We start from the raw sequence: 23,288 nt of genomic DNA on the forward strand, positions 1-23,288 counted from the left end.
GTCAGTCCTGCGCCTCGGCGCGTCCGAGCCGCCAGTAGCCCATGAACGCCACACGGGAACGGTCGACACCGTGACCCTGCACGAGCAGGCGACGCAGCCCCTTCACGGTCGCCGCCTCCCCCGCGATCCACGCGTAGAATTCGCCGCGCACGTCGTCGGGGCTGTCCCACAGCAGTTCACGGTCGACGTCGATGTCGTCCAGCTCCTGCCGCCGGGTCGCCGCCGCGGCGGAGAGCACGTCGCGCGCAGCATCCGCCGATCCGGCGACCGCCGCGGTCAGCTGCTCGCCGTGGGGAGCCGTGTCGCGGACGATCCAGTGCACGCGGGCGGTCGCCGGGCCGCCGATCTCGAGCCGGTCGGCCGCCGTGGGGACCTCGAGATAGGCGTCGACGTCGTACGCGTCGTCGAGCGACTCGAGGATCCCGCTGATGGCCGGCACGGCGGTCTCGTCGCCGGCGAGCAGGATGCGGCGCGCGCTGCCCGGGTGCCAGTCGATCCCCGCCGCCCGATCGGCGCTGCGCTCGTCGGGTCCGACGAGCACGAGCTCGTCGCCCGGGGCGGCGGCGACCGCCCATGCCGCGGCCGGACCGGCATCGGCGTGCACGACGAGGTCGACGGTCACACGACGGTGCGCGACATCCACCCGACGCACCGTGTAGGTGCGCATGGGGCTGCGCTCGGCGCTCGGCGTGGCGCGCCAGCGTGCGAACCACGCGCCGTCGGCGAGCGCCTCGGCATCGTCGGAGCCGATGTCGCTGAAGGTGCCGTCGGCGCGCGGAAGGATCAGCTTGATGCGCTGGTCGAGCCCGGCGGTGCCGAAGTGGACGAAATCGTCGGCGGTGAGGACGACGCGCACGAAGTGGGGCGAGAGTCTGCGGACGGTCTCCACCCGCGCCCGGTAGGGGCGGTAGGCGGGCCGGCTCCGGAGTCCGGCGTCTGCGATGCTCACAAGATAAGGGTAGCCTTACCTGCCTTCCCACCCAAAATCGATGGCGGCCCCCGCCCGCCTCAGCCCGCACCCGGCGGGCGGCGGAGCTCGTGCCCGTGGCCCATCCGCAGGCCCGGCACGAGGGCGGCCGAGGCGAGTGCGGTCGCGATCACGAACACAGCGGGGAATCCGGCATCCGTTCCGGTGAGCGCGGTGAAGACCACGCCCATCACCGCGATGGTCGTCGCCGCGCCCACCGCGTCGGAGATCGACAGCGCCGACGAGTTGAAGCCCTGGTTCTGCGGGGTGGAGTAGGCCAGCGTCAACACGGTGAGCCGTGGATACATCAGGCCCATCCCGGCGCCGGCCAGCGTCCAGCCCGCGATCACGACACCGGGAGAGAGCCCCGCGAGCGCGGTGACGGCGGCGATCGCGGTCGCCGCGGCCAGCAGCGTCGTGCCGATCGCGGCGATGCGGCCGTTGCCGATGCGGTCCCCGAACCGCCCCGACACCTCCGCGGCGGCCGCCCACGCGAGCGCCGCCGTGGTGAGCCCGAGCCCCGCCCACACGGGCGAGAAGCCGTAGCCGTCGATCAGCAGGTACGGCACGTAGATCTCCGCACCGAACAGCGACCCCGCGATCAGCCCGCGCATCAGGACCACGCTCGGCAGGCCCCGCGCGGACCGCAGCGTGCCTCTCGGAAGGAGCGGCCTGACCGCGACGGCCAGGACGACGGCGGATGCCGCGACCACCGCCCACGACCAGGTGCCCGCCGTGCCGGCCAGACTCACCGCCAGGGCGCCCAGCGCCACCGCCACCGCGCACAGCAGGCGACCGCCCACCCGGTCGGCCGCCGGCTCGGCGGTGCGCAGATCCCGGCCTCCCAGGCGCACGAGCACCACCAGGAAGGCGGCGAGCGTGAGGATCGCGACCCCGAGGAAGACCCAGCGCCAGTGCAGGAACTCCGCCACCGCGCCGGCCAGGAACGGACCCACCAGCGACGGCACCACCCAGGCGGCGGAGAACGCGGCGAAGACCCGGCCGTGCAGCGCACGCGGGTAGACGCGCGCCACCACGACGTACAGCGCGACGGTCTCGCCGCCCGTTCCGAGTCCCTGGATCAGTCGTCCGACCACCAGCAGCGGCATCGACGGTGCGAGCCCGGCCAGCACGAGCCCGGCCACGAACAGCAGCACCGAGGCGGTGAGGGGTGCCACGGGCTGCGACCGGTCCGACCATGCCCCGGCCGCCACCATCCCGATGACGCTCGTGGCGAGGGTGGCGGAGAACGCCACGGCGTAGAGGTCGGCTCCGTCGAGTTCGGCACTGACGACGGGCATGACGGTGGTGACCGCGAGCGACTGCACCGCCGCCAGGAAGATCAGCGCGACCGCGCCGATCGTCACGGCCAGCCGTTCGCCGCTCCAGATCCCGCCCGGTGTCGCCGCCGCCGACGTGCCGCTCACGACTGAGCCAGGGCGCCGACCCGTTCGACGGCCTCGGTCAGCACCTCCGGTGCGCAGGCGAAGTTGATGCGCACGTGCCCGGTCCCCTCGGCGCCGAACAGCGGGCCGTGGTGGAACGCGACCTTCGCGTCGGCGAGGATGCGCCGCGCCGGGTTGTCGCCCCAGCCGTAGGCCGACACGTCGACCCACGCGAGGAAGCCCGCGTCGGGGGCGAGCCAGCGCGCCTCCGGCAGGTGCGTGGCGAGCAGGTCGCCCAGCAGCGCGCGGCTGTCGGCGAGGGCGGCCAGCAGCCCGTCCAGCCACGGGTCGCTCTCGGCGGAGTAGGCCGCGACGTTGGCCATCACGCCGAACAGGCCCGTGCGCCACTCCACCTCCCATGGCAGTGAGCGCAGCACGCCGCGCTGGGTTCCGGATCCGGCGATCATCAGGGCGCACTTCAGCCCGGCGAGGTTGAACGTCTTGCTCGCGCTGGTGACGGCGTAGCCGACACGGGATGCCGCCTCCCCCGAGGTCAGGAACGGGGTGAGCACGTGCGGCGCATGGGTGAGCGGCGCGTGGATCTCGTCGCTGATCACGACCGCGCCGGCGCGCTCGGCGATCTCGGCGAGGGCGGCGAGGGTGGCGCGGTCGTGGACGGTGCCCGTGGGGTTGTGCGGGTTGCACAGCAGCACGGCGCGCGCGCCGCCGGCCAGCGCGTCGGCCACGCCATCGAGGTCGATCGACCATCCGTCGGCGGTGCGGCGCAGCGGGACGCGCTCGACGATCCCGCCGGCCTCCTCGACGGTGTCGAAGAACGGCGGGTACACCGGCGTCATCACCACGACGCGATCGCCGGGCGAGATCACGCGGCGGAGGATCTCGACGATCCCCATCATGACGTCGCCGGTCCACCGCACCGATGCGGGGTCGAGGTCCCAGCCGAGACGGCGCCCCGCGAACGCCGCGAACGCCTCGCCGACTCCGGGCCGCGGCGGTGTGTACCCGGTGTCCCCGAGTTCGACGGCCCGCGCCAGCACGCGCGTGATCGCGGGTGCGAGGCCGTAGTCGGTCTCGGCGACGAACAGTGGCAGCACGTCGTCGGGGTAGCGCCGCCACTTGGTGCTGGAGCGCTGCCGCAGCTCGGTCAGGGACAGGGCCTGCAGCGGTGGAGCACTCACCCGACGAGCCTAGCGACGGGCTGCACCCGCGCGCAGGGCACGGTCACACGAGGGAACGCGCCGGTGTCCGGATGCGGCGCCGGCCGGCGGTCCCGTCAGATCGCGAAGCCGAGGGCGCGCATCATGTCGCGCCCGTCGTCGGTGATGCGCTCCGGGCCCCACGGCGGCATCCACACCCAGTTGATGCGGAACCGGTCGACCACGTTGTCCAGCGCCTGCGCCGTCTGCTCCTCGAGCACGTCGGTGAGCGGGCAGCCCGCCGAGGTGAGCGTCATGTGGATCACGAGCGCGTCGTTCTCGTCGTCCCAGGCGACGTCGTAGATGAGGCCGAGATCGACGACGTTGATCCCGAGCTCGGGATCCATCACGTCCTTGAGCGCCTCGGTGACCTCGTCGTACTTCTCGGGTGCGAGCGTTGCGGTCATGGTCGAAGTCTACGCTCCGGCCTCGGCGGGGGCGCCGTCCGCGGGCGCGAGGAAGCGGTCGTATCCCTCGTCCTCGAGGCGCTCGGCCAGCTCGGGACCGCCCTCCTCGACGATGCGGCCCGCCACCATCACGTGCACGAAGTCGGGGTGGATGTAGCGGAGGATGCGGGTGTAGTGGGTGATGAGGAGCACACCGAGGTCGGTCTCGGACTTCGCGCGGTTGACGCCCTCGGAGACGATCTTGAGCGCGTCGACGTCGAGGCCGGAGTCGGTCTCGTCGAGCACCGCGATCCGCGGCTTGAGCAGCTCGAGCTGGAGGATCTCGTGGCGCTTCTTCTCTCCGCCGGAGAAGCCCTCGTTGACGTTGCGCGAGGCGAACTTCGGGTCCATGCGCAGGTTCTTCATCGACTCCTTGACGTCCTTCGTCCAGGTGCGGATGGAGGGCGCCTCGCCGTCGATCGCGGTCTTGGCCGTGCGCAGGAAGTTCGTCACGGTCACGCCGGGGATCTCCACCGGGTACTGCATCGCGAGGAAGAGGCCGGCGCGGGCGCGCTCGTCGACCGTCATCGCCAGCACGTCCTCGCCGTCCAGCGTGATCGTGCCGCCGGTCACGGTGTACTTCGGGTGTCCGGCGATCGTGTACGCCAGGGTCGACTTGCCCGAGCCGTTGGGGCCCATGATCGCGTGGGTCTCACCCGTGCGGATGGTGAGGGTCAGGCCGTTGAGGATGGGCGTGGTTCCGGCATCCGTCTCGACCGTCACGTGCAGGTCGCGGATCTCGAGGACAGGCATTCAGGCTTCTTTCGTCAAGAGTTCGGGAGTCAGACTCGGTCGCACCTACGGCGCGGACTTCGTGACGGCGGGATCGATGAGCACGTCGTCGCCGTCGATCGTGACGACGTAGACGGGGACGGGCTCGTACGCGGGGAGGTTGAGGGGCTTGCCGGTGCGCAGCGAGAAGGCCGACCCGTGGGCCCAGCATTCGAGCGTGTCGCCCTCGACGAAGCCCTCGGCGAGCGAGATGTCGCCGTGGGTGCAGGTGTCGCCGATCGCGTGCACCTCGCCGTCGGAGTCGAGCACCACGGCCATCGGCACACCGTCGATCTCGACGCGCACGGCGGTGTCCTGCTCGAGGTCGCTGAGGGCGCAGACGCGCTGGGCGGTCATCGAGCGAGGTCCCGTGCGGTGCCGGCGGCGAGCTCGCGCTCGATCGCGGCCGACAGCTCCTCCTCCAGGGAGGGGATGCCGAGCTTCTGCACGATCTCGGCGAGGAACCCGATCACGACCAGGCGTCGCGCCTGCTCCTCGTCGATGCCGCGCGCCTGCAGGTAGAACAGCTGCTCGTCGTCGAAGCGACCGGTCGCGCTGGCATGACCGGCGCCCTGGATGTCGCCCGTCTCGATCTCGAGGTTCGGCACCGAATCGGCGCGGGCGCCGTCGGTGAGCACGAGGTTGCGGTTGGCCTCGTACGAGTCGGTGCCGACGGCATCCGGCCCGATGAGCACATCGCCGATCCAGACGCTGCGCGCCCCCGACCCCTGCAGTGCGCCCTTGTAGAGGACGTCGCCGCGGGTGTGCGGACCCTTGTGGTGCAGATAGACCTGGCTCTCGAGGTGCTGTCCGGCGTCGGCGTACGACAGTCCGAACAGCTCGCCCTGCGCGCCGGATCCGGCCAGCTCGACCGACGGGTTGACCCGCACGACGCCGCCGCCGAAGCTGAGGACGAAGTGACGGAGGAACGCGTCCTTGTCGACGCGGGCCTGGTGGGATGCCGCGTGCACGGCGTCGTCGTCCCACTCCTGCACGCTGATCACGTCGAGGCGGGCGCCGTCGCGCACCAGGATCTCCACGTTCTGCGCGTGCTGCGCCGTGCCGGTGTGGCGGAACAGCACCGTGGCCCGCGAGTTGGGCATCGCCTCGATCACGACGTGCGCGTGCGCGAGACCGCCGGTGCCGTGCAGCTCGACGACCACGGGGTCGTCCAGTTCGACTCCCGCGGGGATGCGCAGCAGCGGCGCATCGGCCTCGTGCGTCCAGGCGATCGCCGCGGGCAGGTCGCCGGGGATGAACACCTCGCCGCGGGGAGCGTCGCCGACGGCCAGCGTGCGCTGCTCGACCGCGTCCGACGCGTGGACGGTGACCTCGATCACGCCGGACGGACCGGCCTCGTCGACGAACAGCGGGGCGAGCCGCGCCACCGGGGTGTACTTGAAGTCGACCTCGCGTCCCGTCGGCGTCGCGAAGTCGGCGGGATCGTACGACGTCGGGCGTTCCGAGCGGGTCTGCACCGGGACGAACGCACCGTCGGAGTGCGCTGTCGAACCCGGCACCACCCGGCCCTCTTCGACAGCCGCGGGTGCCTCAGTGGTTGTCGCCATCAGCCGACGGATCCTTCCATGCCCATCTCGATGAGCTTGTTCAGCTCCATGGCGTACTCCATGGGAAGCTCGCGTGCGATGGGCTCGATGAAGCCGCGGACGATCATGGCCATGGCCTCGTCCTCCGGCATCCCCCGGCTCATCAGGTAGAACAGCTGCTCCTCGCTCACCTTCGACACGGTCGCCTCATGGCCGAGCTGCACGTCGTCGACGCGGATGTCGATCGCCGGGTAGGTGTCGGAGCGGGAGATCGTGTCGACCAGCAGCGCGTCGCAGCGCACCGTGTTCGCGGAGTGGTGGGCGTTCTCGTCGACGCGCACCTCGCCGCGGTAGCCGGCGCGACCGCCGCCGCGGGCGATCGACTTCGACACGATCGAGGACTGCGTGTACGGCGCCATGTGGATCATCTTGGCGCCGGCGTCCTGGTGCTGGCCGGGGCCGGCGAAGGCGACCGAGAGGGTCTCGCCCTTGGCGTGCTCCCCCACCAGGAAGATCGACGGGTACTTCATCGTCACCTTGGACCCGATGTTGCCGTCGATCCACTCCATCGTCGCGCCCTCGTGCGCGATCGCGCGCTTGGTGACGAGGTTGTAGACGTTGTTCGACCAGTTCTGGATCGTCGTGTAGCGCACGCGGGCGTTCTTCTTCACGATGATCTCGACGACGGCCGAGTGCAGCGAGTCGCTCTTGTAGATCGGCGCCGTGCAGCCCTCGATGTAGTGCACGTAGCTGTCCTCGTCGGCGATGATCAGCGTCCGCTCGAACTGGCCCATGTTCTCGGTGTTGATGCGGAAGTAGGCCTGAAGAGGGATCTCGACGTGGACGCCCTTCGGCACGTACACGAACGACCCGCCCGACCACACGGCCGTGTTGAGCGCCGCGAACTTGTTGTCGCCGGCGGGGATGACGGTGCCGAAGTACTCCTGGAAGAACTCGGGGTGCTCGCGCAGTGCGGTGTCGGTGTCCATGAAGATGACGCCCTGCTCCTCCAGGTCCTCGCGGATCTGGTGGTACACGACCTCCGACTCGTACTGCGCGGCCACGCCGGCGACGAGGCGCTGACGCTCGGCCTCGGGGATGCCGAGACGCTCATACGTCTCGCGGATCTCGGCGGGGAGGTCCTCCCACGACTGCGCCTGCTTCTCGGTCGAGCGCACGAAGTACTTGATGTTGTCGAAGTCGATGTCGCTGAGGTCGGCGCCCCACGTCGGCATGGGCTTGCGTCCGAAGAGCTGATAGCCCTTCAGCCGGGTCTTGAGCATCCACTCGGGCTCGCTCTTGAGCGCGGAGATCCCGCGTACGACGTCCTCGTTGATGCCGCGCTGGGCGACGGCGCCCGCGGCGTCCTCGTCGTGCCAGCCGAATTCGTAGACGCCCAAGCCGTCCAGCTCGGGGCGGTCGATCAGCACATCCGACATCGTCACACTCTCCTCCGGACCCGCGGCTCCCCCTCCGCCTCGACGATCCGAGTCGGATCGTATTCAGGGGAATGGATGCCGCCGATGGGCCCTCTCAAGTGGCGCCGTCCATCGCGCCTAGACTGTCTGTGGAGCACGGCGCATCACACGCACGCCTCCCGACCCCTCGATTCTACAGGTTCCGCTCCGGCCAGGGCCGCCGGAACCACGCCCCCCGCCGTCGCGCGGGGCGCTCCGCCCGGAGGCGATCCGCATGCCCGACACACAGGCCCCGATCCGACCGACCGGGACGCCCGGCATCCTCGGCCCGCTCGTGCGCCGCCTCCCCGACCGCGTGACGCGGATGACGCGGGTGCTGGCGTGGCTGGTGCTGATCAGCAACATCGTGATCGTGGCGACCGGCGGCCTCGTGCGCCTCACGGGTTCGGGCATGGGCTGCGAGACGTGGCCCTACTGCACGGCCGACTCGCTCGTCCCGACGCAGGAGCTCGGCATCCACGGGATCATCGAGTTCGGCAACCGCACCCTCACCGGCGTGCTCGTCATCATCGCGCTGCTGGCGTTCCTGGCCGTCGTGCGCATCCCCCGGCGCGACCTGCGCTCCTTGACCGTCGCGAACGGCGTCGGCATCATCCTCCAGGCCGTGATCGGCGGCATCGTGGTCTGGCTCCACCTGCCGCCGACCCTCGTGGGCATCCATTTCGTCATCTCGGCCGCCCTCGTCGGGAACGGCGCCGCACTGGTCGCCCGCTCGCACTCCCCCGCCGGTCCGCGCCGCCGCGCCGTCGGCGCCGGGTACGCCGGCCTCGTGCACGCCACGTCCGCCGCCGTCGCGGTGACGGTGCTGGTCGGCATCCTGCTCACGGGCTCCGGACCGCACGCCGGCGACGACGCCGCAGCCCGCAACGGCCTCGACCCGGTGCTGTGGCAGCACATCCACTCATGGCCCGCCTACGTCACCTTCGCACTCACGGTGCTGGTCGTCGTCGGAGCGTGGCGCACCCCGCCGCGCCTGCGCCTGCGCCGCTGGAGCGCCCTGCTCCTCGGCGTCGAGGTGCTGCAGATCGCCGTGGGTCTGTGGCAGGCGCGCACCGGACTCCCCATCGCGCTGGTCAACGTCCACATGGTGCTGGCGGTGACCCTCGTCGCGGCGATGACGGCGGTCGTGATGCACCTGAAGGAGCCGGTCGCCCTCGCCGACCTTTCATAGGAAACTCATGGGGCCCGCGGACGAGGCATCCGGGACCGTCTGTCAGGCTGTCCGAGGCCGCGATCCGCGCGGCGCCCGATACCGAGGAGTTCTCCCCATGCCCGTTCGTCCCAGCCTGATCCGCAGCATCCCCTTCTGGATCCTCGTGGTCGGCTCGCTCGCCGTGACCGTGGCCGGTGCCGCGATCGTCTTCGGCACGCTGCCCGGAATGATCGCGGGTCTCACCGACCAGACCGCCACGACCGCACAGGTCTACGGCGGCCAGTCGTGGATCGTCGTCGGCGCCGCCCTGCTGGGCGCCGGTGTGATCGGTCTCGTCGCCGTGCTCGCCCTCGCGGTCGTCAGCTCGCTGCTGCGCGTGGTCGAGGCCCCGCAGTCCGCCGCGATCGTCGCCGACGACGAGCTCGTCGTCCCCGGCGTCTACGTCGCCGCTCCCGAGTCGTCGCTCGTCGAGGAGCCCGTCGTCGCGCCCGTGGCAGACGACGCCGCGGTCGCCGCCGCACCGGAGTCCCCGGTCCCGAACGAGGAGACCGCGCACACGCGCTGACCCGTTCCTCACTCCACGACGAAGGCCCCGTGCATCGCGCGGGGCCTTCGTCGTGCGCACGGCGTCCGCGACGGGACGGGACGGGATGCCTCGGCGTACACCGCGGGCGCGGAACGAGCGCCGTGCCGGGTCAGGTCGGCGATGGCGCGACGAGGCGCGCCACCGCCTCGCGGATCGCCGCACCGCCGTCGCCGGAGCGGCCGTCGTCCGGGTCGCGGTACCCGTGGGCGATGGCGAGCACGAGCGCGAGCAGGCGTTCGGGGGCGATGTCGGCGCGGACGATGCCCCGTTCCTGAGCCGATCGCACCGCCGCGGTCTTCGCGTCGTACGCGCTGCGGGTCTCCTCCAGGTCGCGGTCGACGCGTTCCAGCTCGTACCAGACGGCGAAGCGCACCTCCACCGGGTTGTCCCGCTGCGCGGCGTGCAGTGCGACGGCGTAGCCCGGGAGGTCGTCGGCGGTGATGGGCACCTCGTCCACCACGCGCTGCACGATCGCCGCGAACACCGCGTCGAACAGCGCCTCCTTGTTCGCGAAGTAGCTGTACAGCAGTCCGGCGCTGCATTCGGCCCGTTTGGCGATGCGATCCAGGCGCGCGCCGGCGAGACCGCGCTCGGAGAACTCTTCGAGCCCGGCGGCGATGAGCCGTCGCCGCTTGTCCTCCGGATCGCGCGCTGCCATGACCTCAGATTACTGAATGAATATTCATTTGACAAACAGGTAAGACAGGTGTTCGCTCGACGTATTGAATGACCGTTCATTCACTGACATGAGGAGACGCACGATGACACTTCCCTCCGGCCGCCGGCCCGCGTCGCCCTCCCTATCGTCCGCGCGACCCGTCGCGATCGTGACCGGTGCGTCCTCCGGCATCGGCGCGGCCACGGCGCTGCGTCTCGCGGCCGACGGGTACGACGTGCACGCCGGCGCCCGACGCGTGGACAGGATGGCGGCCCTCGCCGAGCGCGGCATCCGGGTGCACGCCCTCGACCTGACCGACGACGCATCCATGAAGAGTCTGGTCGAAGAGGTCCTCGGCGAGCACGGCCGCATCGACGCCCTCGTGAACAACGCCGGCTACGGCGCCTACGGGGCGTTCGAGGAGGTCCCGCTCGCGGAGGCGCGTCGCCAGATCGAGGTCAACCTCTTCGGCCTCGCGCGGCTCACGCAGCTCGTCGTGCCGACGATGCGCGCGCAGCGACGCGGAACGATCGTGAACGTGTCGTCGATCGGCGGGAAGATCACCACCCCGCTGGGATCGTGGTACCACGCGAGCAAGTTCGCGGTCGAAGGACTCAGCGACGCCCTGCGGCTCGAGCTCGGCGGTTTCGGCGTGCGGGTCGTCGTGATCGAGCCGGGCGCGATCGCCACCGAGTGGGGCGGGATCGCGCGCGACTCGGCGATCGCGGCCTCGGCGGACGGACCCTACGGGCGGATGGTCACGAGCGCGATGGCCACGCTCGCCGGATCCGAGAGCACGGGGCGCGCCTCGTCGCCCGAAGTCGTCGCGGACGCCATCTCGCGCGCCGTGCGGGCGCGGCGGCCGCGCACGCGCTACGCGGTCGGATCGGGCGCACGCCCGATCCTGCTCGTGCGACGCATCGCCAGCGACCGGATGTTCGATCGGCTCGTCGCCCGCGCGTTCCTCGGTCGTCCGACCGCACGCGCGACGTCCTAGAAGGGCAGGAGCGGGTCGATCGCGATCGCCACGAACAGCAGCGTGAGGTAGGTGATCGACGCGTGGAAGACCCGCATGGGACGCGGCTCGGTGCCGCGCACCGCCCGCGCGTAGAGGCGGTGCGACTCGTACACGAACCAGCCCCCGAACACGACCGCCGAGGCACTGTAGACCAGCCCCATCGAGGCGACCGGGATCAGCAGCAGCGAGCACGCGACGGTCGCCCACGCGTAGAGGATGACCTGCAGACCCACCTGCGATCCGTTGCGGGTGGCGCCGAGCATCGGCACGTCGACGTCGTCGTACTGGTCCTTGTACTTCATCGACAGCGGCCAGTAGTGCGGCGGCGTCCACAGGAACACGAGCACGAAGAGGATCATCGGCGTCCACGAGAGGGAGCCGGTCACCGCGCTCCAGCCGATCACCACGGGGAAGCATCCGGCGATCCCGCCCCACACGATGTTCTGCTCGGTGCGACGCTTGAGGATCATCGTGTAGATGACGACGTAGAAGAAGATCGCCGCCGCCGACAGCGCGGCCGCGAGCCAGTTGGTGGTGATCAGGAGCCAGACGGTGGATGCCGCGGCCAGCGTCCACGCGAACACCAGGGCGCCGCGGGGCGAGACCTCCCCCGTCACCAGCGGACGGTTGACCGTGCGCTGCATGTGCGCGTCGATGTCGCGGTCGAGATACATGTTGAACGCGGCGGCCGAACCGGCGCTGAGCGAACCGCCCACGACGGTCGCGAGCACCAGCCAGATGTTCGGGAAGCCGCCCTGCGCGAGGATCATGACCGGAACCGTGGTCACCAGCAGCAGCTCGAGCACGCGCGGCTTGGTGAGCGCGATGTAGGCGCGCACCGTCCGCCACGGCGAATGAGCGGCGGCGGGGGTCACCGGCCGGCGGGTCGAGACGCCCGTCGAGATGTCCATCGTCCCCCGCATCGTGCCACTGTCCACAAGTCGGGATCGAGTCTAGGGCATCGTCACACGGCGCCTCGTATGGCCTGGGCGGCATGGCGGGTCGCTATGCTGAGACCACACGCGCGCCCACGCGCCGGACCCCCCTTTCTCCTTGCGAAGAGGGCCGCGGCATGTCGCTCTGGGCGCTTCCTTCAGAAAGGCGGCCTGGTGTCCGAACTGCAGTGGGATGAGATCGATCGGCGCGCAGTGGACACCGTCCGCGTGCTCGCAGCGGACGCGGTGGAGAAGGTCGGGAACGGCCATCCCGGCACGGCGATGAGCCTGGCGCCGGCCGCCTACCTGCTGTACCAGCGGGTGATGCGCCACGACCCGGCCGACACCCACTGGATCGGTCGCGACCGCTTCATCCTCTCCGTCGGGCACTCGTCGCTCACGCAGTACATCCAGCTGTACCTCGGCGGCTTCGGCCTCGAGCTGTCCGACCTCGAGGCGCTGCGCACGTGGGGGTCGAAGACCCCCGGCCACCCCGAGTACGGTCACACCGCAGGCGTCGAGATCACCACCGGTCCGCTCGGCCAGGGTCTGGCCTCGGCCGTCGGATTCGCGTACGCCGCCCGCTACGAGCGCGGCCTGTTCGACCCCGAGGCTCCTGCGGGCGCCTCGCCGTTCGACCACACCATCTACGTCATCGCCGGCGACGGAGACCTGCAGGAGGGCGTCACCAGCGAGGCATCCTCGCTCGCCGGCCACCAGCAGCTGGGCAACCTGATCGCGATCTACGACTCCAACCAGATCTCGATCGAGGACGACACCAACGTCGCCTTCACCGAAGACGTCGCGAAGCGCTACGAGTCCTACGGCTGGCAGGTGCTGACGGTCGACTGGAAGAAGACCGGACAGTACGTCGAAGACGTCGCCGAGCTGTACGCCGCCATCGAGGCGGGCAAGGGCGAGACGTCCAAGCCGACGCTCGTCATCCTCCGGACCATCATCGGGTGGCCCTCGCCCGGCAAGCAGAACAGCGGTAAGATCCACGGCTCCGCGCTCGGCGCCGACGAGCTGAAGGCCACGAAGGAGGTGCTCGGGTTCGACCCCGAGAAGACCTTCGTCGTCGCCGACGACGTCATCGCGCACACACGCGAGCTGGTGCAGCGCGGCGCCGAGCAGCACGCCGCCTGGCAGAAGGACTTCGACGCCTGGGCGGCGGCGAACCCCGAGCGCAAGGCCCTCCTCGACCGCCTCGAGGCGCAGGCCCTCCCCGACGGGATCGCCGGAGCGCTGCCCGTGTTCGAGGCCGGCAAGGACGTCTCGACCCGTGCCGCCTCGGGCAAGGTGCTCAACGCCCTCGCCGCGGAGCTCCCCGAGCTCTGGGGCGGCTCGGCCGACCTCGCCGAGTCGAACCTCACGACCATCACCTCGGGGAAGTCGTTCATCCCGACCGAGTGGTCGACGCACGAGTGGTCGGGTGACCCGTACGGCCGTGTGCTCCACTTCGGCATCCGCGAGCACGCGATGGGCGCGATCGTCAACGGCATCAAGCTGCACGGTCCGACACGCCCGTTCGGCGGAACGTTCCTCATCTTCAGCGACTACATGCGCCCCGCGGTGCGTCTGGCCGCCCTGATGAACATCCCGTCGATCTTCGTGTGGACGCATGACTCGGTCGCCCTCGGCGAGGACGGTCCCACGCACCAGCCGATCGAGCAGATCGCGAGCCTCCGTGCCATCCCGAACTTCACCCTGGTGCGCCCCGCCGACGCCAACGAGACGGCGGCGGCGTGGCTGGAGATCCTCCGCCGCCAGGGCGGCCCGACCGGCATCGCCCTGACCCGGCAGAACATCCCGGTGTTCGAGCGCGGCGAGGGCGCGGCATCCGGTGACGTGTTCGCCTCGGCCGACAACACCGCCAAGGGCGCCTACGTGCTGGCCGAGGCGCCCGGGGGCGCACCCGACGTGATCCTCATCGCCACCGGCTCCGAGGTGCAGCTGGCCGTGGCCGCGCGCGAGCGCCTCGCGGCCGAGGGAGTGAACGCCCGCGTCGTGTCGGCGCCGTCGCTGGAGTGGTTCGACGAGCAGGACGCCGCGTACCGCGAGTCGGTGCTCCCCGCGGCCGTTCCGGCACGGGTGTCCGTCGAGGCGGGCATCGCACTGCCGTGGCGCGGCATCGTCGGCGATCGCGGCCGATCCGTGTCGATCGAGCACTTCGGCGCCTCCGCCGACTACAAGACCCTGTTCACGAAGTTCGGCATCACCACCGACGCTGTCGTCCAGGCCGCGCACGAGACCCTTGCCGGTGCCTGAGGGCCCGGCGTCCAGGAAGAAAGAGGACCAGGCATGAGCACCCCCACCGAACAGCTCGCCGCGGCAGGCGTCAGCATCTGGCTCGACGACCTCTCCCGTTCGCGCATCACGTCCGGCAACCTCGCCGAGCTGATCCGCACACGCAACGTCACCGGCGTGACGACGAATCCGAGCATCTTCCAGGCCGCCATCGGCGGCGGCGCGGCGGCCTACACGGCGCAGATCGCCGAGCTCGCCTCCGCGGGTGCCGACGTCGACGAGGCGATCTTCGCCGCGACGACCGACGACGTGCGCGACGCCTCCGACATCTTCCTGCCCGTCTACGAGGCGACGCACGGCGTCGACGGCCGTGTGTCGATCGAGGTCTCCCCCGACCTCGCCCACGACACCGACGCGACGATCGCGCAGGCCAAGCAGCTGCACGAGCGGGTCGGACGCGAGAACGTGCTGATCAAGATCCCGGCCACGAAGGCGGGCCTGCCGGCCATCACGGCCGTGATCGGCGCGGGCATCAGCGTGAACGTCACGCTGATCTTCAGCCTCGAGCGCTACGCCGAGGTCATCGAGGCCTACCTGGCCGGCCTCGAGAAAGCCCATGCCGCGGGCATCGACCTGTCGACGATCCACTCGGTGGCGTCGTTCTTCGTCTCCCGCGTGGACACCGAGGTGGACAAGCGCCTCGCCGCGATCGGCACCGATGAGGCGCTGGCGCTGAAGTCCCTCGCCGGCGTGGCGAACGCGCGCCTCGCGTACGAGCTGTTCGAGAAGGCCTTCGCCGAGTCGCGCGCGCAGACGCTCGTCGAGGCGGGTGGGAACGTGCAGCGCCCGCTGTGGGCCTCCACCGGCGTGAAGGATCCGGCGCTGCCCGACACGCTCTACGTGACCGAGCTCGTCGCCCCGAACACCGTCAACACGATGCCCGAGAAGACCCTGGAGGCGACGTTCGACCACGGCGAGGTCGCCGGAGACACCATCAGCGGCACCTACGCGGCCGCTCACAAGGTGTTCGCCGACCTCTCCGCTGCCGGCATCGACTTCGCCGATGTCACCCAGCTTCTGGAGGACGAGGGCGTGGAGAAGTTCATCGCCTCGTGGCACGACCTGCAGAAGACCGTCGGCGAGGCGCTCGCGGCGGCCAAGGCCTGAAGGTGGCGTTCGACATCCACCTGACCGGGCACGCCAAGGCGGTCGTCGCCGAGACGCTGCCCGGTCTGGTCGCCTCGCTCGTGGCCTCCGGCATCACGGCCGGCGACGCGTCCCTGTGGGGCGCGGCGGCCGAGGACGAGGCATCCCGCCGTCTCGGCTGGGTGCAGGCGGTCTCGGTCTCGCGTCCCCTGGTGCCCGAGATCGAGGCGCTGCGCGCCGAGCTCGTCGCACAGGGGCTCACCCGCATCGTGCTGGCCGGGATGGGCGGCTCCTCGCTCGCTCCCGAGGTCATCGCGCAGACCGCGGGCGTGCCGCTGGTGATCCTCGACTCGACCGCGCCCGGCCAGGTGCTGGCCGCGATCGACGGCGACTCCGAGTCCGGCGGCCTCGAGAGCACGGTGCTGGTGGTGTCGTCCAAGTCGGGCTCCACCGTCGAGACCGACTCGGCCAAGCGCGCGTTCGAGGCGGCGTTCCGCGACCTCGGCATCGACCCGCGCGAGCGCATCGTCGTCGTGACCGACCCGGGCTCGCCGCTCCACGAGGCGGCGCGTGCCGACGGGTACCGCGTGTTCACGGCCGACCCGACGGTGGGCGGGCGCTACTCCGCCCTCACCGCGTTCGGCCTCGTGCCCGCGGGTCTCGCGGGCGTCGACCTGAACGAGCTGCTCGACGAGGCGGATGCCACGCTGCTCGAGGTCGCCATCGACAGCCCCGACAATCCGGCGCTGGTGCTCGCCGCGGCGATCGCCGGCGGCACGCCACGGCGCGACAAGCTCGGTCTCGTCCCGGACGGCACGCACATCGTGGGTCTGCCCGACTGGATCGAGCAGCTCGTGGCCGAGTCGACCGGCAAGGAGGGCACCGGGATCCTCCCGGTCGTGCTCCTGCCCGTCTCGCCCGAGCTCGAGTCCCGCCCCGCCGATCTGCAGATCGTGCGACTGGTCGACGAGGCGAACGAGTTCCATCTCTTCGAGCGCCACGAGGGCGAGATCCTCATCAGCGGTTCGCTGGGCGCGCAGTTCGTCGTCTGGGAGTACGCCACGGCGATCGCGGGACGGATGCTGGGCATCAACCCCTTCGATCAGCCGGACGTCGAGTCGGCCAAGGTCGCCGCTCGCGGTCTGCTCGAGGGGCAGCCGGAGCAGGCGCCCGTCGCGTTCGCCGTGGAGGGCGTCGAGGTGCGCGTCTCCGATCCGGCGCTCGCGGCATCCGGCACCGTGGCGGGCGTGCTGGACGCGCTGTGGGCGCAGATCCCGGCCGACGGCTATGTCGCGATCCAGGCCTACGTCGACCGCCTCTCTCTGCCGCAGCTCGCGGGCCTGCGCGAGCTCGTCGCCGCCGACTCCGGCCGTCCCACCACGTTCGGATGGGGTCCGCGGTTCCTGCACTCGACCGGCCAGTTCCACAAGGGCGGACCCGCCACGGGCGTGTTCGTGCAGATCCTGGAGCGCACCGACGTCGACCTCGAGATCCCCGGCCGGCCGTTCACCTTCGGCCGGCTGATCGAGGCGCAGGCCGCCGGCGACGCCGATGTTCTGGCCGCGGGTCACGGTCGCCCCGTCGTCACCCTCACCCTGACCGACCCTCAGCCCGACGTGCTCGCACTGTTCGAGGCTGCTCAGTAGGAACACCATGACCGTTCAGATCTCGCGCGGGCACAACCCCCTGCGCGACCCCGAGGACGGACGCCTCAACCGCATCGCCGGTCCGAGCGCGCTCGTCATCTTCGGGGTCACGGGAGACCTCTCCCGCAAGAAGCTCATGCCCGCCGTCTACGATCTCGCGAACCGCGGTCTGCTCCCCCCGGGCTTCGCGCTCGTCGGTTTCGCGCGCCGGGACTGGGAGGACCAGGACTTCGCGAAGGTCGTCTACGACGCGGTGCGCCAGCACGCGCGCACGGAGTTCCGTGAGGACACCTGGCGCCAGCTGCTGCAGGGCATCCGGTTCGTGCAGGGCACGTTCGACGACCCGGACTCGTTCGCGCGGCTGCGCGAGACGGTCGACAAGCTCGACGTCGAACGCGGCACGATGGGCAACCATGCGTACTACCTGTCGATCCCGCCCAAGGACTTCCCGATCGTCGCGAAGCAGCTGAAGGACTCGGGCCTCGTCGGCGAGAACGCAGACGACGACGACCGCTGGCGCCGCGTGGTGATCGAGAAGCCGTTCGGCTCCGACCTCGAGACCGCACGCGCTCTCAACGACGCGCTGCGCTCGGCGTTCCCGACCGACTCGATCTTCCGCATCGACCACTACCTCGGCAAGGAGACGGTGCAGAACATCCTCGCGCTGCGCTTCGCCAACGAGCTGTACGAGCCGCTGTGGAACCGCAACTACGTCGACCACGTGCAGATCACGATGGCCGAGGACATCGGGGTGGGGGGGCGCGCCGGCTACTACGACGGCATCGGCGCCGCCCGCGACGTGATCCAGAACCACCTGCTGCAGCTGATGGCGCTCACCGCGATGGAGGAGCCGATCAGCTTCGACGCGAAGGACCTCCGCGCCGAGAAGGAGAAGGTGCTCGCGGCGGTGCGGCTCCCCGAGGATCTCTCTCGTTCGACCGCCCGCGGCCAGTACGCCGGCGGATGGCAGGGCGGCGAGAAGGTGCTCGGCTTCCTGGAGGAGGACGGGATGAACCCCGCCTCGACCACCGAGACCTATGCGGCCGTCAAGCTCGAAGTCAACACGCGCCGATGGGCGGGCGTGCCGTTCTATCTGCGCACGGGCAAGCGTCTGGGGCGCCGGGTCACCGAGATCGCCGTGGTCTTCAAGCGCGCGCCGCAGCTGCTGTTTGGCCGCAGCCAGAGCGAGGAGTTCGGTCAGAACGCACTCGTCATCCGCGTGCAGCCCGACGAGGGCGTCACGATCCGGTTCGGCTCGAAGGTCCCCGGCGCGGGCGCGCAGGTGCGCGACGTCACGATGGACTTCGGCTACGGTCACGCGTTCACCGAGGCCAGCCCCGAGGCGTACGAGCGTCTCATCCTCGACGTGCTGCTCGGCGACCCGCCGCTGTTCCCCCGTCACGAGGAGGTCGAGCTCTCCTGGAAGATCCTCGATCCGATCGAGGCGTACTGGACGCAGCAGGGCGGACCGCTCGAGCAGTACTCCCCCGGCTCGTGGGGGCCCGAATCGGCCGACGAGCTCCTGGCCCGCGACGGCAGAACCTGGAGGCGGCCGTGATCATCGATCTGCCCGACACGAATGTCAGCAAGATCTCCCGTGCCCTCGTCAGCGTGCGCGAAGAGGGCGGCGCGGTGGCGCTCGGGCGCGTGCTCACGCTCGTGATCGTCACCCGGCACGGCGCCGAGGAAGAGGTCATCGGGGCCGCGAACGACGCGTCGCGGGAGCATCCGATGCGCGTCATCGTCCTGATGATCGGCGATGTGGATGCCGCGGACCCCCGTCTGGACGCCGAGATCCGCGTCGGCGGCGACGCCGGGGCGAGCGAGGTCGTGCTGCTGCGCGCCCACGGCGCGGCCGGATCCAACACCGAGAGCCTCATCACGGGACTTCTGCTGCCCGACGCGCCGGTGGTGGCGTGGTGGCCGGCCGAGACCGCGGGCAGCCCGTCCCGGTCGGCGATCGGCCGCATCGCGCAGCGACGGATCACGGATGCCTCGACCCAGCCCGATCCCGCGGCGTGGGTGGCTTCGCTCGGCGAGACCTACGCGCCCGGCGACACCGACTTCGCGTGGACGCGCCTGACCCGGTGGCGGGAGCAGCTCGCCGCGGTGCTCGACCAGCCGCCGTACGAGGACGTCGTCTCGGTCGCGGTGCGCGGGGCGAGCGACTCGCCGTCCACCGCGCTGCTGGCGGCGTGGCTGCGTCTCAAGCTCGACGTGCCCGTCTCGTACGAGTACCTGGACGCGTCGGAATGGCCGCACGGCATCAAGTCGGTGCGCATGACCCGGGCCGGCGGCGACATCCTCCTGGAGCGCCCGTCGGAGGGAGTGGCGGTGCTCACCCAGCCCGGACAGCCCAGTCACGAGCTCGTCTTCCCGCGTCGCACGCTGCGCGAATGCCTGGCCGAGGAGCTCCGCCGCCTCGATCCCGACGTCCTGTATGGTCGAGTGATCACCGAGGGCTGGGAGCTCTTGGACCCGCCGTCGACACAGGAGACGAATGGCTGAGTTCTTCACCGAGAAGCGGGTCGTGATCAGTCCCGACACCGCTCAGCTCGCCGATTCGGTCGCGGCCCGCTTCCTCAGCAGGGTGGCCAAGCGCACCGAAGCAGGCGAGACGGTGCACGTCTCGCTGACCGGCGGGACGATGGGCATCGCCGTGCTGCGCGCCGCCGCGGCGCGGCCGCGGTGCACGCGGATCGACTGGTCGCTGGTCCATTTCTGGTGGAGCGACGAGCGATTCGTGCCGCGCGACAGCGACGAGCGCAACGAGAAGCTCGCGCGCGACGCCTTTCTCGACGGGATCGACATCCCGGCGGAGAACATCCACGCGATGGCGGCCAGCGACGGCGCCCTCGACCTCGACGCCGCCGCGATCGCCTACGCCGACGAGCTCGCGCAGTTCGCGCCCGCCGATCGCAGCGAGTCGGGGCCGTGGCCCTCGTTCGACATCTGCTTCCTCGGTGTCGGTCCCGACGGTCACATCGCGTCGCTGTTCCCCGACCGCGCCGAGATCGCGCTGGTGGACCGTGCGACCGCGGCGGTGCGGGACTCCCCCAAGCCGCCGCCCGAGCGCGTCACCGTCACGCGCCCCGTGATCAACTCGGCGCAGCGCGTATGGATGGTGCTGGCCGGCGCCGACAAGGCGTCCGCGCTCGGTCTCGTGCTCGCGGGAGCGAGCTACCTGAGCGTGCCGGCCGCCGGCGCGAAGGGCAGACGGCGCACCGTGATCTTCGTCGACGAGGCCGCCGCCGCGCAGGTGCCGCAGGAGCTCATCGACCGCGACTACTGAGCCCGATCGGACTCTTCCGCTCACATACGAGAAGACCGGATGCCGAGGCATCCGGTCTTCTCGCATGTATGGGGACTACTGCCCTCGTCGTTCGCGCAGCTGCTGCAGCGCGTCGTCGAGGAGGGCGACGGCCTCTTCCTCGGTGCGACGCTCCTTCACGTACGCGAGGTGCGTCTTGTAGGGCTCGGTCTTGGCGAGGGCCGGCGGGTTCTCCTTGTCGCGCCCGGCGGGAAGGCCGGAGTGCGGGGAGTCGATCGTCTCGGGGATCTCCTCGTCGGGGATGCCCGCGGCGAAGTAGCGCACGGTCTCGTTGCCCAGCGCGTCCCAGTACGAGATCGCGATGCGGTCGGCGTGGAACCCGTGATCCTGCTCGCCCATGGGGCCCGCACCCACGCGGGTGCCGCGGATGGCGTTGCCTCCGGTGGCCATCTCAGATGCCCTGCAGCTTCGTGATGAGTCCGAGCGCCACGATCGACACGAACCAGGCGAGCGCGAGGATCACGGTGAAGCGGTTGAGGTTGCGCTCGGCGAGCCCGGACGAGCCCATCGCCGACGTCATGCCGCCGCCGAACATGTCGGACAGGCCGCCGCCACGTCCCTTGTGCAGCAGGATGAGGAGCGTCAGCAGGAGGCTCGTGATGCCGAGCAGCACCTGCAGGACGAACTGGAGGATGTCCACAGACGTATGCCTTTCGCTGCGGTCCTGCGGACCGCACAAGGGTCGAGTATACCGGGTGAGGGTCGCGCCGCCCGTTGCTGCCCGCCTCCGGGGCGGGCCGCAACGGTGCGGACGACTCAGACTCCGACGTGCTTCTGGTAGCGGATGATCGCCGCGAACTCGTCCACGACGAGGCTCGCACCGCCCACCAGGGCGCCGTCGATGTCGGGCTCGCGCATGAAGCTGGCGATGTTGCCCGACTTGACCGACCCGCCGTACAGCACGCGGGTGCGCGCCGCCGCGTCGGCGCCGAGCGTCCCGGCGACGACCTCGCGCAGCGCGGCGCAGACCTCCTGCGCCTGCTCGGGCGAGGCGACCTGGCCGGTGCCGATCGCCCAGACGGGCTCGTAGGCCACGACGACGTCCGCGTCCGCGGGCACACCGTCGAGCGCCGCCGTGAGCTGGGCGACAGAGACGGCCGTCGGGCCGGACTCCTCGCGCTCCTCGAGGGTCTCGCCGACGCAGATGACCGGAACGAGGCCGTTGGTCAGCGCGGCCTGCACCTTCGCGGCGACGACCTCGTCGGACTCGGCGTGGTACTGCCGGCGCTCGGAGTGCCCGATGATGACGTACCCGCAGTCGAGCTTCGCCAGGAACTGTCCCGACACCTCGCCCGTGTACGCACCGGACTCGTGGGTGGAGAGGTCCTGCGCGCCGAGCGAGAACGGGATCTTGTCGGCGTCCAGCAGCGTCTGCACCGTGCGGATGTCGGTGAACGGCGGGAAGATCCCGACCTCGACCGAACCCTCCTCGTGCTTGGCGTCCTTCAGCGTCCAATGCAGCTTCTGGACGAACGCGACCGCCTGCAGGTGGTCGAGGTTCATCTTCCAGTTTCCTGCGATGAACGGGGTGCGGGTCATGCCTGCCATCCGAGGACCTCCAGTCCGGGGAGCTTCTTGCCCTCGAGGAACTCCAGGCTCGCTCCGCCGCCCGTCGAGATGTGTCCGAACTGATCGTCGGCGAACCCGAGCTGACGCACGGCCGCAGCCGAGTCGCCGCCGCCCACGACGCTGAGGCCCTCGACCTCGGTCAGCGCCTTCGCGACCGTGCGGGTGCCCTCGGCGAAGACCGCCATCTCGAACACGCCCATCGGCCCGTTCCAGAAGACCGTGCGGCTGTCCCGGACGGCCGCGGCGAACAGCGCCGCCGTCTCCGGTCCGATGTCGAGCCCGAGCCCGTCTGCTCCGAAGGCCGTGTCCTCGAGGGCATCGGCCGCGGCGACGACGTGCTCCGCATCGGCGGAGAAGGATGCCGCGACCACCGCGTCGACGGGGAGCACGAGCTCGACGCCCCGCTCCTTCGCCGTGGCGATGTAGCGACGGACGGTGTCGAGCTGGTCCTCCTCGAGGAGGCTCTTGCCGACCTCGTGGCGTTCGGCCTTGAGGAACGTGAACATCATCCCGCCACCGACGAGGAGCTTGTCGACCCGCGGGAGGAGGTGCTCGATGACGCCGAGCTTGTCGCTCACCTTCGACCCGCCGAGAACCACCGTGTAGGGCCGCTCCGGGTTCTCGGTGAGGCGGTCGAGCACGTCGACCTCCTTCTCGATGAGGAAACCGGCGGCCGACGGCAGGAGTTCGGCCAGCTCGTAGACGGAGGCCTGCTTGCGGTGCACCACGCCGAAGCCGTCGGAGACGAGTGCGTCGCCGAGCGCAGCGAGCTCCTGGGCGAACGCACGACGCTCACCCTCGTCCTTGGCGGTCTCCCCGGGATTGAAGCGGAGGTTCTCGATCACGGCGATGTCGCCGTCGTCGAGCGCGTCGGCTGCGTCGTGCGCCGACTCGCCGACCGTGTCGCGCGCGAACGCCACCGGCTTGCCGAGGAGCTCGGACAGTCGCTGGGCGACCGGCTCGAGGCTGTACTTCGCATCGGGCGCACCCTCGGGGCGGCCGAGGTGCGAGCAGACCACGACGCGGGCGCCCTGGTTGAGGAGGGCGTTGAGCGTGGGGAGCGTGGCCCGCACACGGCCATCGTCCGTGATGATCCCGTCCCGCAGGGGGACGTTCAGATCAGCACGGACGATGACGCGCTTGCCGGCCAGCGAACCCAGTGACGCGAGGGTGCGCAGGGCCATGATC

General features: G+C 70.7%; 23 protein-coding genes. 9 read left to right on the top strand and 14 right to left on the bottom strand.

What is annotated here, in order from left to right; translation table 11 throughout:
• Window position 1: 1 nt before the first annotated feature.
• The 8 genes from ACSJDX_RS13045 to sufB form a co-directional block, all read right to left on the bottom strand.
• Window positions 2-949 carry a siderophore-interacting protein gene (locus ACSJDX_RS13045; protein WP_438353085.1) on the bottom strand — a complete coding sequence of 316 codons (948 nt, stop codon included), beginning with the start codon at window positions 947-949 and terminating at the stop codon, window positions 2-4.
• Between the two features lie 59 nt (window positions 950-1,008).
• On the bottom strand, window positions 1,009-2,394 hold the full coding sequence (locus tag ACSJDX_RS13050; protein ID WP_438353086.1) for an MFS transporter: 1,386 nt from the start codon (window positions 2,392-2,394) through the stop codon (window positions 1,009-1,011).
• The gene (locus tag ACSJDX_RS13055) at window positions 2,391-3,551 is read right to left on the bottom strand and encodes a MalY/PatB family protein (protein WP_438353087.1); all 1,161 of its coding nucleotides are present in this window, start codon (window positions 3,549-3,551) and stop codon (window positions 2,391-2,393) included. Before ACSJDX_RS13055 ends, ACSJDX_RS13050 begins: the two co-directional genes overlap by 4 nt.
• Before the next feature lie 95 nt (window positions 3,552-3,646).
• Window positions 3,647-3,976: a metal-sulfur cluster assembly factor gene (locus ACSJDX_RS13060; RefSeq protein ID WP_438353088.1), complete on the bottom strand. Its 330-nt coding sequence runs from the start codon at window positions 3,974-3,976 to the stop codon at window positions 3,647-3,649.
• Between the two features lie 9 nt (window positions 3,977-3,985).
• Complete coding sequence (sufC, locus tag ACSJDX_RS13065) at window positions 3,986-4,768, bottom strand: Fe-S cluster assembly ATPase SufC (RefSeq protein ID WP_438353089.1); 783 nt, start codon at window positions 4,766-4,768, stop codon at window positions 3,986-3,988.
• 45 nt (window positions 4,769-4,813) lie between these two features.
• Window positions 4,814-5,143, bottom strand: coding sequence for a non-heme iron oxygenase ferredoxin subunit (locus ACSJDX_RS13070; protein ID WP_438353090.1), 330 nt, complete (start codon window positions 5,141-5,143; stop codon window positions 4,814-4,816).
• Entirely contained in the window at window positions 5,140-6,354 is a 1,215-nt protein-coding gene (sufD, locus tag ACSJDX_RS13075) for a Fe-S cluster assembly protein SufD (protein ID WP_438353091.1), read from the bottom strand. Before sufD ends, ACSJDX_RS13070 begins: the two co-directional genes overlap by 4 nt.
• Entirely contained in the window at window positions 6,354-7,772 is a 1,419-nt protein-coding gene (sufB, locus tag ACSJDX_RS13080; protein ID WP_438353092.1) for a Fe-S cluster assembly protein SufB, read from the bottom strand. Before sufB ends, sufD begins: the two co-directional genes overlap by 1 nt.
• 253 nt (window positions 7,773-8,025) lie before the next feature.
• Here sufB and ACSJDX_RS13085 point away from each other — a divergent pair, with 253 nt between their 5' ends.
• Together ACSJDX_RS13085 and ACSJDX_RS13090 are read left to right on the top strand one after the other, a co-directional pair.
• On the top strand, window positions 8,026-8,982 hold the full coding sequence (locus tag ACSJDX_RS13085) for a COX15/CtaA family protein (protein ID WP_438353093.1): 957 nt from the start codon (window positions 8,026-8,028) through the stop codon (window positions 8,980-8,982).
• Between the two features lie 97 nt (window positions 8,983-9,079).
• Window positions 9,080-9,529 carry a dinucleotide-utilizing enzyme gene (locus tag ACSJDX_RS13090; RefSeq protein ID WP_438353094.1) on the top strand — a complete coding sequence of 150 codons (450 nt, stop codon included), beginning with the start codon at window positions 9,080-9,082 and terminating at the stop codon, window positions 9,527-9,529.
• Between the two features lie 130 nt (window positions 9,530-9,659).
• Here ACSJDX_RS13090 and ACSJDX_RS13095 read toward each other — a convergent pair whose 3' ends face one another.
• Window positions 9,660-10,208 carry a TetR family transcriptional regulator gene (locus ACSJDX_RS13095; protein ID WP_438353095.1) on the bottom strand — a complete coding sequence of 183 codons (549 nt, stop codon included), beginning with the start codon at window positions 10,206-10,208 and terminating at the stop codon, window positions 9,660-9,662.
• Window positions 10,209-10,311: 103 nt separating this feature from the next.
• On the opposite strand from ACSJDX_RS13095, the gene ACSJDX_RS13100 reads away from it, so the two are divergent.
• On the top strand, window positions 10,312-11,205 hold the full coding sequence (locus tag ACSJDX_RS13100) for an oxidoreductase (RefSeq protein ID WP_438353096.1): 894 nt from the start codon (window positions 10,312-10,314) through the stop codon (window positions 11,203-11,205).
• On the opposite strand, the gene ACSJDX_RS13105 is transcribed toward ACSJDX_RS13100, so the two are convergent.
• Complete coding sequence (locus ACSJDX_RS13105) at window positions 11,202-12,137, bottom strand: heme o synthase (protein ID WP_438353097.1); 936 nt, start codon at window positions 12,135-12,137, stop codon at window positions 11,202-11,204. The genes ACSJDX_RS13100 and ACSJDX_RS13105 overlap by 4 nt on opposite strands.
• A 198-nt stretch (window positions 12,138-12,335) precedes the next feature.
• Between ACSJDX_RS13105 and tkt the strand changes: the two genes are divergently transcribed.
• The 6 genes from tkt to pgl are packed head-to-tail and all read left to right on the top strand — an operon-like array spanning window position 12,336 to window position 20,492.
• Window positions 12,336-14,429 (top strand): transketolase, encoded by a 2,094-nt coding sequence (tkt, locus tag ACSJDX_RS13110; RefSeq protein WP_438353098.1) that lies wholly within the window; start codon window positions 12,336-12,338, stop codon window positions 14,427-14,429.
• Between the two features lie 33 nt (window positions 14,430-14,462).
• Window positions 14,463-15,575, top strand: a complete 1,113-nt coding sequence (gene tal / locus ACSJDX_RS13115; RefSeq protein ID WP_438353099.1) for a transaldolase — start codon at window positions 14,463-14,465, stop codon at window positions 15,573-15,575.
• Window positions 15,576-15,577: 2 nt separating this feature from the next.
• The gene (locus ACSJDX_RS13120; protein ID WP_438353100.1) at window positions 15,578-17,200 is read left to right on the top strand and encodes a glucose-6-phosphate isomerase; all 1,623 of its coding nucleotides are present in this window, start codon (window positions 15,578-15,580) and stop codon (window positions 17,198-17,200) included.
• 7 nt (window positions 17,201-17,207) lie between these two features.
• On the top strand, window positions 17,208-18,758 hold the full coding sequence (zwf, locus tag ACSJDX_RS13125) for a glucose-6-phosphate dehydrogenase (RefSeq protein ID WP_438353101.1): 1,551 nt from the start codon (window positions 17,208-17,210) through the stop codon (window positions 18,756-18,758).
• Window positions 18,755-19,708: a glucose-6-phosphate dehydrogenase assembly protein OpcA gene (locus ACSJDX_RS13130; RefSeq protein ID WP_438353102.1), complete on the top strand. Its 954-nt coding sequence runs from the start codon at window positions 18,755-18,757 to the stop codon at window positions 19,706-19,708. Before zwf ends, ACSJDX_RS13130 begins: the two co-directional genes overlap by 4 nt.
• Entirely contained in the window at window positions 19,701-20,492 is a 792-nt protein-coding gene (gene pgl, locus ACSJDX_RS13135; RefSeq protein ID WP_438353103.1) for a 6-phosphogluconolactonase, read from the top strand. The genes ACSJDX_RS13130 and pgl overlap by 8 nt, the downstream gene beginning before the upstream one ends.
• 75 nt (window positions 20,493-20,567) lie before the next feature.
• On the opposite strand, the gene ACSJDX_RS13140 is transcribed toward pgl, so the two are convergent.
• The 4 genes from ACSJDX_RS13140 to ACSJDX_RS13155 form a co-directional block, all read right to left on the bottom strand.
• Entirely contained in the window at window positions 20,568-20,921 is a 354-nt protein-coding gene (locus ACSJDX_RS13140) for an RNA polymerase-binding protein RbpA (RefSeq protein ID WP_438353104.1), read from the bottom strand.
• A gap of 1 nt (window position 20,922) precedes the next feature.
• Window positions 20,923-21,171 (bottom strand): preprotein translocase subunit SecG, encoded by a 249-nt coding sequence (secG, locus tag ACSJDX_RS13145; RefSeq protein ID WP_438353105.1) that lies wholly within the window; start codon window positions 21,169-21,171, stop codon window positions 20,923-20,925.
• A 116-nt stretch (window positions 21,172-21,287) separates the two neighbouring features.
• The gene (gene tpiA / locus ACSJDX_RS13150; RefSeq protein WP_438353106.1) at window positions 21,288-22,079 is read right to left on the bottom strand and encodes a triose-phosphate isomerase; all 792 of its coding nucleotides are present in this window, start codon (window positions 22,077-22,079) and stop codon (window positions 21,288-21,290) included.
• Window positions 22,067-23,284, bottom strand: coding sequence for a phosphoglycerate kinase (locus ACSJDX_RS13155; RefSeq protein WP_438353107.1), 1,218 nt, complete (start codon window positions 23,282-23,284; stop codon window positions 22,067-22,069). The genes tpiA and ACSJDX_RS13155 overlap by 13 nt, the downstream gene beginning before the upstream one ends.
• Window positions 23,285-23,288 lie beyond the last annotated feature (4 nt).

The organism is Microbacterium fluminis (assembly GCF_051549805.1).
Classification (GTDB): Bacteria; Actinomycetota; Actinomycetes; order Actinomycetales; family Microbacteriaceae; genus Microbacterium.